The organism is Rothia sp. P7181 (assembly GCF_048513015.1).
Lineage (GTDB): Bacteria > Actinomycetota > Actinomycetes > Actinomycetales > Micrococcaceae > Rothia.
Window position 1 is genome coordinate 63,942 of the sequence record NZ_JBLXXZ010000002.1, and the last position, 12,091, is coordinate 76,032.

At 48.4% G+C, this 12,091-nt stretch carries 10 protein-coding genes; 2 read left to right on the forward strand and 8 right to left on the reverse strand.

Annotated features, from left to right (window positions below; all coding sequences use genetic code 11):
- Positions 1–23 precede the first annotated feature (23 nt).
- The 4 genes from ACN08Z_RS01635 to groES all read right to left on the reverse strand — a co-directional run bounded on the left by ACN08Z_RS01635 (position 24) and on the right by groES (position 6,434).
- Positions 24–2,087, reverse strand: coding sequence for an acyltransferase family protein (locus ACN08Z_RS01635; RefSeq protein WP_419102893.1), 2,064 nt, complete (start codon positions 2,085–2,087; stop codon positions 24–26).
- 91 nt (positions 2,088–2,178) lie between these two features.
- Complete coding sequence (locus tag ACN08Z_RS01640; protein WP_419102894.1) at positions 2,179–4,290, reverse strand: acyltransferase family protein; 2,112 nt, start codon at positions 4,288–4,290, stop codon at positions 2,179–2,181.
- Between the two features lie 221 nt (positions 4,291–4,511).
- Positions 4,512–6,104, reverse strand: a complete 1,593-nt coding sequence (gene groL / locus ACN08Z_RS01645) for a chaperonin GroEL (RefSeq protein WP_419102895.1) — start codon at positions 6,102–6,104, stop codon at positions 4,512–4,514.
- 36 nt (positions 6,105–6,140) lie between these two features.
- Positions 6,141–6,434 (reverse strand): co-chaperone GroES, encoded by a 294-nt coding sequence (gene groES / locus ACN08Z_RS01650; RefSeq protein ID WP_419100822.1) that lies wholly within the window; start codon positions 6,432–6,434, stop codon positions 6,141–6,143.
- Between the two features lie 233 nt (positions 6,435–6,667).
- On the opposite strand from groES, the gene ACN08Z_RS01655 reads away from it, so the two are divergent.
- Both ACN08Z_RS01655 and ACN08Z_RS01660 read left to right on the forward strand, forming a co-directional pair.
- Complete coding sequence (locus ACN08Z_RS01655) at positions 6,668–7,960, forward strand: THUMP-like domain-containing protein (RefSeq protein ID WP_419102896.1); 1,293 nt, start codon at positions 6,668–6,670, stop codon at positions 7,958–7,960.
- A gap of 67 nt (positions 7,961–8,027) precedes the next feature.
- Positions 8,028–9,161 (forward strand): glutamate--cysteine ligase, encoded by a 1,134-nt coding sequence (locus tag ACN08Z_RS01660; protein ID WP_419102897.1) that lies wholly within the window; start codon positions 8,028–8,030, stop codon positions 9,159–9,161.
- Between the two features lie 34 nt (positions 9,162–9,195).
- Here ACN08Z_RS01660 and tsaD read toward each other — a convergent pair whose 3' ends face one another.
- The 4 genes from tsaD to tsaE are packed head-to-tail and all read right to left on the reverse strand — an operon-like array spanning position 9,196 to position 12,084.
- The gene (gene tsaD, locus ACN08Z_RS01665) at positions 9,196–10,287 is read right to left on the reverse strand and encodes a tRNA (adenosine(37)-N6)-threonylcarbamoyltransferase complex transferase subunit TsaD (RefSeq protein WP_419102898.1); all 1,092 of its coding nucleotides are present in this window, start codon (positions 10,285–10,287) and stop codon (positions 9,196–9,198) included.
- Complete coding sequence (gene rimI / locus ACN08Z_RS01670; protein WP_419102899.1) at positions 10,277–10,789, reverse strand: ribosomal protein S18-alanine N-acetyltransferase; 513 nt, start codon at positions 10,787–10,789, stop codon at positions 10,277–10,279. Before rimI ends, tsaD begins: the two co-directional genes overlap by 11 nt.
- The gene (gene tsaB, locus ACN08Z_RS01675) at positions 10,789–11,469 is read right to left on the reverse strand and encodes a tRNA (adenosine(37)-N6)-threonylcarbamoyltransferase complex dimerization subunit type 1 TsaB (protein WP_419102900.1); all 681 of its coding nucleotides are present in this window, start codon (positions 11,467–11,469) and stop codon (positions 10,789–10,791) included. Before tsaB ends, rimI begins: the two co-directional genes overlap by 1 nt.
- A 33-nt stretch (positions 11,470–11,502) precedes the next feature.
- On the reverse strand, positions 11,503–12,084 hold the full coding sequence (gene tsaE, locus ACN08Z_RS01680) for a tRNA (adenosine(37)-N6)-threonylcarbamoyltransferase complex ATPase subunit type 1 TsaE (RefSeq protein WP_419102901.1): 582 nt from the start codon (positions 12,082–12,084) through the stop codon (positions 11,503–11,505).
- Positions 12,085–12,091: the final 7 nt, after the last annotated feature.

Consider the following 12,091-nt stretch of genomic DNA (forward strand, 5'->3'; position numbering starts at 1 on the left):
TGTACCTGATGAGCTTACCGAGTTTATGTATCTGAATATTCCGGTACCGAAGATTCATCAACCGTATCGGCATGTTCAGTACCTTCAAGTGTTTCAAGCATCCGTTGAATGAAGAAATTTTCTGCAGAGATGACGAATGTTTGTGTTAGATGTGAATCATCACGATATACGTACACGTTACCGACAGCAGAAGGGCACTCTGAATTGGGGCAAATCAAGTCTGTCATATCGACAGTGCCGAAGTTAGGGTATTGTGCTGCGTATTCTTCTAAGGGGCTAGGTTGTTGAGCAAGTTCTGAGTCAAAGGTGCAGAGCTGATGGGTTCTTGTCTCACAATCTGCATGAGTTGATTCAAAACGAGGGTTATCCCGAAGAGCAATAATCTCAATACCTTCGTGCTCAAGATGTTCAATAAACTCTTCTAGCCCGTCAGGGACGTACTCCCCCGAGCCTTCGTACACGGAGATTGTTCCAATGGTGATGACGAGGTCAGGTTTTTGCTCATCGATATAGCGTTGTGAGTTCTCAATCCAGCGTTGACATCCTTGATTTGTGGTATTACGGGCAGGGTCGAGTAGGTAGCAGTCGTTAAATTGTAGGAATTGAAGATCCCAATTTTCTTGTGTTGCTAGTGAGATAAGCGGATCGCCCCACTGATCCATATGAGAGTTTCCAACAGCGATGACTCGGCGTGTGGGCTCTTCAGAAGTTGTCAGTTGATGACAGTTCCATTCTTCAAAATGGTATGTTTCTAGAAGGCTCGGCGCACAAGAGGTGCTATAGAGGGGACGGTCGTCGAAACGGTCAGCAGAGCTAGGGCGAATACCAGCATTTTCTTCACCTTCGTAAATAAAACCAGCTTCAAGGGCAAGGGCACCAGGGTTATCGACGATAGGTTGAGCGTTCAGGCGTTGTTCTGCACGCTCTAAAACGACATTCCATAATGTTGTACTTACGAGGACAACGGTCATACAGCATCCAACAACCAGGACAGAAAAACGTGCATTGCCGTCAAAACGCTGAGTGCATGTTAAGAGTTTTTTATTCGCCTGAGTAAGAATCCAAGCGCATCCCAACGATACTGCAAAGAGTATGATTCCAGCGCTGGTACTGGCCTTTTCTTGGTCGACAGTGTAGAGGTAAAACACAAGAAGAGGCCAGTGTATAAGATAAAGCCCATAAGAATATGTCGCAAGCCATAATAAAGGTTTGAGGGAGAGTAAACGCTCCACGCCCCATCGGCTTGCACTATCTCCACTAACCAGTACAGCAGCGGCTGCTAAAGTGGGCCACAAGGCATAATACCCAGGGAAATTACCTTCAACATCTAGGATAAGGCCACATAATACTATTGCGATAAGGCCCAGCCACCCCACCATTATTTTGATGACTGAAGGGAAACGAAGATACGGCAGCCCGATAGCAACCAAAGAACCTAAGGCAAATTCCCAAAGGCGAGTGTACGTAGAAAAATATGCAAGCTGTTGGTCAAGGTGTGTGTAATAGACCGAGTACGTCAATGAAGCAAGAAAAACAGCACCAAAAAGAGTTGCTAGAATACCGCGAGCGAACCGTCGCCCTATCATACGGTAAATGACCCAGCTCAGAGCAAAGACTAAGGGCCATAGAAGAAATATTTGCCCTTGAACCGATAGCGACCAGAAGTGGCGTAACGGTGAGGCCTGTGAAGAATCAGCAGCATAATAATCCACCAAGTTGTTGATGGACCACCAGTTTTCATAATAGAAAACGACTGAAACGGCTTCATCCATAATCCCTTGCCACCGTGGCGCAGGCAGAAAAAACCGTGTACCCATCAGCACTAGTAGAACAGTTGCCGTAGCCAAAGGCATAATACGTTTAAAAGTACGTGCCCAGTAGTCTTTGAGGGCTTTAAAACCGATTGGTTGACCTGTTTCTAGTTTCCGAGTGAATGAAAGCGTCATCAAAAAAGCGGAGATGAGGAGGAAAACGTCCACCCCTCCCGAAACTCGCCCGAGCCAAAAATGGTAGGCAACGACCAAGGTCACAGCAAAAGCGCGTAACCCTTGAATCTCTGGTCTAAATCGACGTTCTTTTGATGCCACAGGTAGGTATTTTTCTCTTCGTGATAACAGACAACATGGTAGGGGTATAAGACGCCCCCATTATGAATATTTAATGTGGTAAAGGAGTAGTTTAGGTACGTCCGAGGCTAAACCCTTGTTCTTGTAGCTGTCGGTTGAGTTCTTGATCCAAAGTAGAACCGTACGCACGAGAGATATGGTTATCGTCCATGTACACATAGACGTTGCCAAAAATAGGAGAACAAAAACCATCGGGACAATATTGTTCCGAAAAATCAAGACCATAAACCAAGGGATTGCGGTCTATCAAATCTTGAGCAGGATTAATATCTGCAAGTTTTTGTTCCCGCTTTTCTCCACAAAACGTAGGATCTTCTGGATGAGTCTGAGCACAGTCATAAATATTATCAGCCCATCGAGGATTATCACGTAACGCAAGAACAGGTATCCCTGCTCGAGTGTACGCTTCAATTTCTTCTTCGATACCGGGCACAAGAATCTCCGAATGATGCGCGTCTGTCTGTGTTACGAGCAAGGCGACTGCCTCAGGGTGAACATCAAGTACGAGCTGACGAATATTAGCGTTGTATTCTTCGCATTCTTCGTTAGGGTTCGGTTCTGCCTCCAACGGGTAACGACACGCGCCAAGATGTAAATCCATAAGGTTTGTTTGGTGCTCTTGAGCCCACGGTCTATAGAAGGCAATAGATTGCCCAGCATGCGAAGAGCCAATAACCATCATTAAAGGACTATCTGCCTTAGATGAGTTCTGTTCAAGTCCGCAGAGTGAATTGATGACTCCCCCGTCTCCTCCGATAAGACCGCCACAACCGTTCGGGTCGATACCATCGTATTGTTTTTCGGGGTCGGTAGTAGGAATAGGCGGATACTTGTAATGAGTAGAAACCTCGTTGTAGGCGTACGCCCCAGGAAAGTCAGGGCTTCCGGCAGCTTCGGCAAGAGCTTCGAGCTGATTGTTACGATGGTGGACCCACGCTTTAGCGCCCACGAGAGGAACACCAACAAGCATCAGGCAGCTCAGAATAATAGCTATTGGGCGAGCAGTAGCACCGGAGAGAAGTTTTTTCATTCCACGATGAGGTTTCGGTACCGCATGTTTTTTAACGGTGGGAGTACGTCGTAGAGGTTCTTCAATTCCATAGTGAATGATGGTGGCAATGACTATCGAGCTAATGATGAGCAACGAACCGACCAAAAAATCAGGGTGGTCCACGCGAGCGCGCGTTGAGTAGATGATGTAAACCGGCCAGTGTACGAGGTAGAGGGCGTAGGAGATTTCGCCGAGCTTTAGTAGTGGGGTGGAGCTGAGGATTCGGTCAACGCCCCATGGGGAGTTTGTTTGTCCTGCAAGAATAACGAGAGCGCCGCAGGTTACTGGCCACAGTGCAAGGTATCCGGGGAAGGCTTCTTGTACTGGCAGTATGAGCCCGCAGAGGATGAGTCCGGCAACGCCAACCCATCCCATGGGGATGCGAAGCCATCGTGGAGGTTTCCAGTAAAAGGTCACTATGGCAAGGAGTGTCCCGGTAGCGAATTCCCATGCTCTAGTGCGTGTATCAAAATATGCGAAGCCTTGGTTGGTAGCGGTTTCGTAGATGGAAAAGGCGAGTGAGATTCCCCAGACGGTGCCGAATACGAGTAAGGCTGTTCCGATGAGGTTAAGGCGGAAGCGGCGGACGAGTAATGCGACGCAGAGGAAGAGGATGGGCCAGAGGATAAAAATCTGTCCTTGCATGGACAGTGACCAGAAGTGTTGTAGGGGTGTTTTTGTGGCTGCGTCTTGGGCGTAATAGTCTACTGAGTTATATGCTAAACGCCAGTTGAGGAAGTATAAGAGTGCTGCTATGCCGTCGTGGATGATTCCCATGATGCGTGATGGGGAGAGAAAATACCATGAGGCGATGACGGTTCCGGCAATGACGGTGGCAGCAGCTGGTAGTAGGCGTTGAAAGACGTGTAGCCAGTATTTGATGAGGGCAAGCGGTTTTCCCTCATTGATTTTACGTAAGGTTGATAGTGAGAGGAGGAAGGCGGAGATGAAGAGGAATACGTCAACGCCTCCAGAGACTTTGCCGAACCAGATGTGGTAGGTGACGACGAGAAAGAGAGCTAATGCGCGTAGGCCTTGAATTTCGGGGCGAAAACCTTGGGTCTTGAGCCACCGCCTATTCAACGGGTATTTGGTGTGTGTTTGCGCAACCATGAAAGAGTTCTCTTTCTGTATGTGTGTATCTGATTGACGAGAGTGCTGACCTTTGAACGTTACCGGAACTGTGGTCGATTGTCTGCCTAAATAGTATTTTTTCTGAGTCTACTGTGAGCAAACACAAGTTCTTTTTGAGGTGAGAAAAGCCTGTTTTAGTCGCTGTGGGAGCGGCTAAAACAGGCTTTTCTCTGTTCTAGAGGGTTCTAGAAGAAGATGTTTTATTTATCTTCTTCGTCCTCTGTTTCGGGTTTCTCAACCACGAGAGTTTCGGTGGTTAGTACCAACGCTGCAATGGATGAAGCGTTCTCTAGCGCTGAGCGTGTTACTTTGACGGGGTCAATAACGCCAGCAGCGATGAGATCTTCGTAGTCGCCGGTACGTGCGTTGAATCCAGAGCCAACGGGTAGTTGAGCTACTTTGCTGGTGACGACGTACCCGTCTTCGCCAGCATTTTGAGCAATCCAGCGCAGAGGTTGGACGAGTGCTTTCTTGACGATTTCAACACCGGTTTGAGCGTCTTTTGACTCAAGTGTCATACCTTCAAGTGCTGCTAACGCATGCACGAGTGCGGTTCCGCCACCTGCAACGATGCCTTCTTCAAGTGCTGCACGGGTAGAGGATACTGCATCTTCAATGCGGTGTTTACGTTCTTTCGCTTCGACCTCGGTTGCTGCACCAACTTTGATAACTCCAACACCACCGGCAAGTTTTGCCAGACGTTCTTTGAGCTTTTCGCGGTCCCATTCGGAGTCGACTCGCTCAATTTCTGCGCGGAGTTGGTTGACTCGTTCAGCGACGTCTGCAGAGCTACCGGCACCTTCAACGATGGTGGTGTTGTTTTTGGTGACGGTAACACGGCGTGCTGAGCCGAGCTGGTCGATAGTGACTGAGTCAAGGGAGATTCCAAGTTCTCCGGTGATAACGGTTCCGCCGGTAAGAATTGCAAGGTCTTGCATAATTGCTTTGCGGCGGTCGCCGAAGCCAGGAGCTTTGACGGCAACGACGTTGAGGTTTCCTCGAAGCTTATTGACGACGAGGGTGCTAAGAGCTTCTCCGTCTACGTCTTCTGCGATGATGGTCAGCGGTTTTTTCGCCTGAACAATTTTTTCTAGCAGTGGCATAATCTCAGCAACAGTTGAGATTTTGCCTTGGTAGAGCAGGATGAGGCTATCTTCGAGGACTGCTTCTGCACGATCAGAGTCGGTAACGAATGATGGTGAGAGGTAGCCTTTGTCGAATTGCATACCTTCGGTAATTTCCAGTTCAATTTCTGTGGTTGAACCGTCTTCGATGGTGATGACGCCATCTTGTCCGACTTTGTCGAAAGCTTGGGCAAGCAGTTCACCAATTTCTGGGGACTGTGCTGAGATAGCCGCTACGTGTGCAACTTCTTCGCCTTGAACGTCTCTGGCGTTTTCAAGGAGTCGTTGGGAGACAGCGCGAACAGCTGTTTCGATGCCTCGTTTGACTTCTCCTGGTGCGGCACCAGAGGTGACGTTACGCAGACCTTCAGAAACAAGCGCTTGAGCGAGTACGGTTGCAGTAGTTGTACCGTCACCTGCTACATCGTTTGTTTTGGTGGCGACTTCTTTGGCGAGCTGAGCGCCAAGGTTTTCGTATGGGTCTTCTAGTTCAATTTCACGAGCGATAGATACACCGTCATTAGTAATGATAGGTGCGCCCCACTGCTTATCAAGAACTACATTGCGCCCGCGAGGGCCCAACGTCACTTTGACAGCATTTGCGAGTTTATCCACACCAGCTTGCAGGCTCTTGCGAGCTGCGTCATTGAATTCAAGCTGTTTTGCCATGAATTCTTAGCTCCTTTGTATTGTGTGCGGAAAAGATTATTTGTTGACGATAGCCAATACGTCGCGTGCGGAGAGGATGAGGTAGTCTGCTCCGCCGAAGGATACTTCGGTTCCGCCGTATTTGGAGAAGATGACGATGTCGCCTTCTGCTACGTCAACGGGGATGCGGTTGCCTTTTTCGTCGGTGCGTCCGGGGCCAACTGCGATAACTTTTGCTTCCTGTGGCTTCTCTTTAGCGGTATCAGGGATAACAAGTCCGGATGCGGTGGTCTGTTCTGCTTCGAGAATCTGGACAACTACGCGGTCTTCGAGTGGTTTGATGGAGGACATTTTTGCTCCTTGATGTTCTTTTAACATTTCTGATGTTTGAGCTAAGTAGTGCTTTGAGGGAGTTTCGTCGTCGCGGTGCCGATACTTCCTCAAGAATTATTAGCACTGTCAGCTCTTAAGTGCTAACACAAACTTTAGAGCCGTACCCTAGAGAAGGTCAAGAAAACCCGCCAGTTTCGCACACAGCGCATCTATAATATGAGCTCTAACCAAACATAAGGACACTGACGACTATGAGCACCTCTGTACATCCGGCACCAGCAGTTGAAGAAACTCAAGAAGAGTTAGAAGCAATTGCTTTGTTCGTCCCCTATAACGATAGTCATGCGCTTAATCATGCGACGCAATTACGAGCACAAGGCTTTAGCGCAGATAGTGTCCATAAGATTTTGACTCAAGCAAAGAACAGAACAAAAGCTCTTGAAAAATTTGGGCAACAAGCTCACCAAATGCTTTTAACCGAAGCTGGGTATGAACAGTCCACTCGTCAAGCTGTTGCGATGGTACATGCACAGCGCTTTGCACAAGCACAGATTGATTCTGTCGCAGATTTAGGGTGTGGTATTGGTGCTGACTCACTCAGTTTTGCGCAGGCGGGGTTAGCCGTTACTGCTGTAGAGATTGATCAGAGAACAGCTAGCTATGCCCAATATAATCTTATGGATTTTCCGTCGGCACAGGTTTTTTGTGCTGATATAGAACAGCTTGATTTAGCAGCGATTCACCAAACTTTTGGGCGCCAAATTGACGGGTTATGGCTTGATCCTGCACGGCGAACTGTCCAGCATGGTAAAACGCAGTCACGCACTTTCGATGCAGAAGATTTTTCTCCGCCTTTATCGTTCATTCGAAAATTAGCACAAACAGGAATTGCCATGGGCGTCAAAATGGGGCCAGCTATCCCCCACGATCAGATACCTGAAGAATGTGAAGCTCAGTGGATTAGCCATCAGGGATCTGTCGTTGAAGTGGTGTTATGGTTTAACGCGTTAGCACGACCTCACGTTAAAAGAAGCGCGCTCGTTCTTGATAGTGCCCCTTTTGAACCATCGGTTATCACTGAGGTTTCTAGCCCTTACCATGAATCTCACAGCCAGCAACAAGCATCTGAACCTCTGTATGAGGTCAAAGAATATATTTATGAGCCAGATGGTGCTTTAATTCGTGCGCATCTTCTCGGCGAAATTATTCGTACCACCGATGCAGAACTTATTGACGAACATATTGCGTATCTCACCAGTTCTTCTCCCCTGCAGGTTCTCGGACTCAAAGGGTATCGTGTAGAGCAGGTGCTTCCTATTAACGATAAACACCTCAAACGGTGGGTACGCAAGAATAACATCACCACTCTCACTATCAAAAAACGAGGGGTAGATATTTCTCCCGAACAACTACGTATCAAGCTCCTAGGACATCACAAAAATACTAAAAAATCAGTGACAGGACGTAGCGGAACACTCATTTTAACGCGGATTGGAGAGGGTAAAACCTCTCGACGGTTAGCGTTGGCTGTCTCACCTTTATGACGTCATAAGTTCGTAATTCTTCTTTTCTGTCCTACCATGGAAAAACACCATCACAGGTAGGAGAACAATGATTCCCTTCGCACCGTCTGCACCATCCACATTGGGTATAGAGTGGGAGCTTGCCCTTGTCGACGCCAAAACACAGGAGCTATGCTCTCGGGCTCAAGAAGTACTAGCACGAGTACAGCAGAAGAACCCCGAATTATTGGATGCTACTGAGGGTGCTCATCTCACCGGAGAGTTTCTCGATAATACCCTAGAACTTGTCACCGGGGTCTGCACAACTGTCGCAGAAGCCATAGAACAGTTACGTCACAGTGCATTAACTCTCAAACAGTCCACCGACGCACTAGGAATAGAGTTCTTCTCCGCCGGAACTCACCCCTTCTCGCGGAGTCTTGACCAGCCGGTAGCTTCTAAAGAACGTTATCTCAAGATGCTTGAGCGTACCCAGTATTGGGGGCGACAGATGGTCATTTACGGTGTTCACGTACATGTCGGTGTCGATTCTCGAGACAAGGCATTACCCATTATCGATGGACTCACCACCTACTACCCCCACCTACTTGCTCTCTCGGCATCCTCCCCTTTTTGGGAAGGTGTAGACACCGGTTACGTTAGCCAAAGAGCGTTAATGTTCCAGCAGCTTCCAACAGCCGGACTTCCCTTTCACTTTGATAGTTGGGAAGAATATGAAGCATATCTACAAGATATGCTTCATACAGGAGTTATCGACGACCCTAGTGAAAACCGTTGGGATATTCGTCCAGTACCCCATTATGGCACCGTAGAAATGCGTATTTGTGATGGGCTGTCATCGCTCAAAGATATTGCAGCTATCGCAGCTTTAACCCAATGTCTGGTCGAATCTTTCTCACGAAAACTCGATAGAGGAGAAAAGCTAGAGGCCCTCAAACCATGGCATGTTCAAGAGAACAAATGGCGGGCAGCACGTTATGGTTTGGACGCTATCATTATTCAAAATAATCGTAACGATGAACGCCCTGTACAAGAAGACTTACAAGAACTCGTCAGCGAGCTTTCCCCCATTGCGCAAGATCTAGGGTGCGTTGAAGAACTAAAGCACATTAAGACGATGATGGGCTCTGGAGGAAATAGCACCAGACAACGTCTGGTTGCCCAATCGGCCGGAGGCAATTTACGTGCGGTCGTTAAAGACTTAGTAGCTCAATGCCTCTAAACCCACATCTTTGACAATTGTGGACATCCAGTTCTTATATTGAGATGAGATGCACAGGTAACGATGAGTCCGTCTCGAACTCTAAAGGAGAAGGTTTTGTCCCTTCAGCAACCAGGCGTGCCCCTAATGCTGCAACCATCGCACCGTTATCAGTGCACAAAGACAGCTCAGGAACGATCAGTTCTACCGAATGTTCAGCACAACGTTGAGCAAGCAGCTCTCTGAGCCGTGAGTTTGCAGCGACGCCACCTCCTAAGAGCAATGTTTCTAGCCCTTGTTCAGTACATGCTAATAACGCTTTATGGGTGATGATGTCTACTACCGATTCTTGGAAAGAAGCAGCAATATCTGCAACAGGTACAGTTTCTTCTCGTGCTTGATATCCTTCGATGACTCGGGCGACAGCTGTTTTGAGACCGGAGAAAGAAAAATCATAGCGATGAGGTCCGGGGGCTTCAGCTGTTCCCATAAATTTTCGGGCAGAAAGTCCGCGGGGGAATCGGAAAGCCTGAGAATCTCCAGAACGACTAGCTTGGTCGATGGCAGGTCCCCCAGGGTAGTTGAGCCCGAGAAGTCGAGCTACTTTATCGTAGGCTTCCCCCGCCGCGTCATCAAGGGTAGCGCCAAGAAGACGAACATCTGATGTGATGTTATGAACGGCAAGAATCTCGGTGTGCCCGCCAGAAACTAATAGTGCGCCGAGCCCTCGTTCGCAGAGTTGTTCGAGGTGGAGAGTGCGAGTCGGTTGGGCAAGTAGACCGACACCAACATGAGCAACAAGATGGTTAATACCGTATAGAGGTTTTCCGGTAGCAACGGCTAACGCCTTAGCTGCGGAGACACCCACGATGAGCGCGCCGGCAAGGCCCGGTCCTGCAGTAACAGCAATAGCGTCTATTTCGTCTAAGTCCACTTGAGCTTCTTCAAGTGCCTGCTCTATCGCGGGAATCATCGCTTCAAGGTGTGCCCGAGAAGCAATTTCTGGTATGACTCCGCCAAAACGTACGTGTTCTTCCATGGATGAAGAAACCGTATTGCTCAGGAGTGTGGTTCCTCGTACGATGCCGATTCCTGTTTCGTCACAGGATGATTCAATTCCTAGTACAAGGGGTTCTCTATTGGTCATGGTGTTTTTCTTCTTGGAGAGATTCAACGTTTTCGAGGTTTTTCATCATTATCAGAGCGTCTACGCCATCGTTATAGTATCGTTCACGACGGTGCACCGGCGTATAGCCTTGAGCTAAATATAGATTCTGAGCAATAGGATTATCCGCTCTTACTTCTAGCATGATACGTTCCGCGCCACGGGCAAGGGCTTGTTCATGCAAGGTTTCGAGGAGCCATCTTCCGTAGCCTCGCCCCCTCGCAGAGGAGCAGACGGCTAGAGTCTGGACATCTGCGGTGTCTGCGACTGTCATAACACCGGCGTACCCAATAATTTGATGTTCTTGTTCTAGCACAATGTAATGACGAGTTGGGTGCTGTACCTCTGCTAAAAACATCTCTATCGGCCAAGCATCAACCGGAAAGAGTTCGCATTCTAGACGATGAATTTGTTCAAGATCGACTAGTTCTAATGTTCTCAACACTACCGTTGAGCCGTCTGCGGTTGTCCTAGTTTTTTCCATTAGGCAGTTCCTGCTGTCACCATAGACTGAGGAACTTTTGCGTCAGATTCCCGTAAATATAGTGCACTTGTTTCGGTCTTTAGGTTTTTCTGTCCTAACCGCCATGCGGCGTGGAGAAGGCCATAGGCCTCTGGTTGAACGTGAGTAAAATCAGCCGCAGCGTTCAGAACGTTAGAGTATAGTCCGGCACCTGCACCGTACACTGGTAAGTCTTTAAGATTGGAGGCAGAGCCTACCGCCGGTTCAGTACAGAGTTGATATCCGTGCTCTGTGAGTTCAAATTCTGCTGAATATACTTCTCTACGGCGGGCGTCAGTAGCCACGAGAAAACGCTGGTTTTGGTGTTCTTGAGCATGTTCATATGCAGATTCTGCGATGGCATATAAGCTCATAAGCCCGTAACACGGAATGTGATGAGCGAAGCTGAGCACTCGTGCCGTCATAATGCCGGCACGTAGCCCTGTGAAAGGTCCAGGTCCTCTACCGACAAGCACAGCATCTAGGTCTTTAGCGGTGAGCTGAGCCTGTTCTAAGGTTTGTTGCACATAAGGAGCCATGACTTCAGCATGTGAACGGGTATCTGAGGTTTTGCATTGGCCTAATAGTCTGACTCCATCGGCAGTCCATTGACCGAGGGCGACAGATGCAGTGGCGGATGAGTCTAAAGCAAGTACAAGCACGCTCTCTAGTCTAGCGGTTTCCTTGTCAAAAGATTATTGTTCAGCGTTCAATACAGCCGAGAGCCTGTCCACTAATTCATTCCATGTTTCAGTATTCCACCGAGGCCCGCATCCGCGAATCATCATCGTGCGTGGTTCTGAGCTGTATTCATCCGTTTCGTCTTCATCGTTTATCCCTTGAAATGGTATGTTTCCGTTTCCTCCGGTTGCTCGAATGATGTCGATTTCTAGGCGTGAATCGCTAAGGTGTTCAACTTTGTTTTCTCCCCATTCAACGATGGTCACAGAGCGTTCTAAAGAATATTCGAGGTCAAGGTCATCAATTTCTTCAGCGCTGCTTAGACGGTAGGCATCTACGTGCACAAGGTCAGGTCCACCAGGGCGGATACCATCTGCAAGGTTAGGGTGCACTCGAGAAAGTACAAAGGTTGGAGAGATAATTCCTTCACGTACCCCTAGCGCATGTCCAAGGCAACGCGTGAAAGTCGTCTTTCCTGCTCCTAATTCGCCGTTGAGCATGATGAGGTCTGCAGGACGTAGCAGTGGCGCTAATGCTTGTGCAAGGTGTTGGGTGTCTTCTTTTGAGGAAAGTTCAAAGGTTACGGTCTTATTCATCACGGGT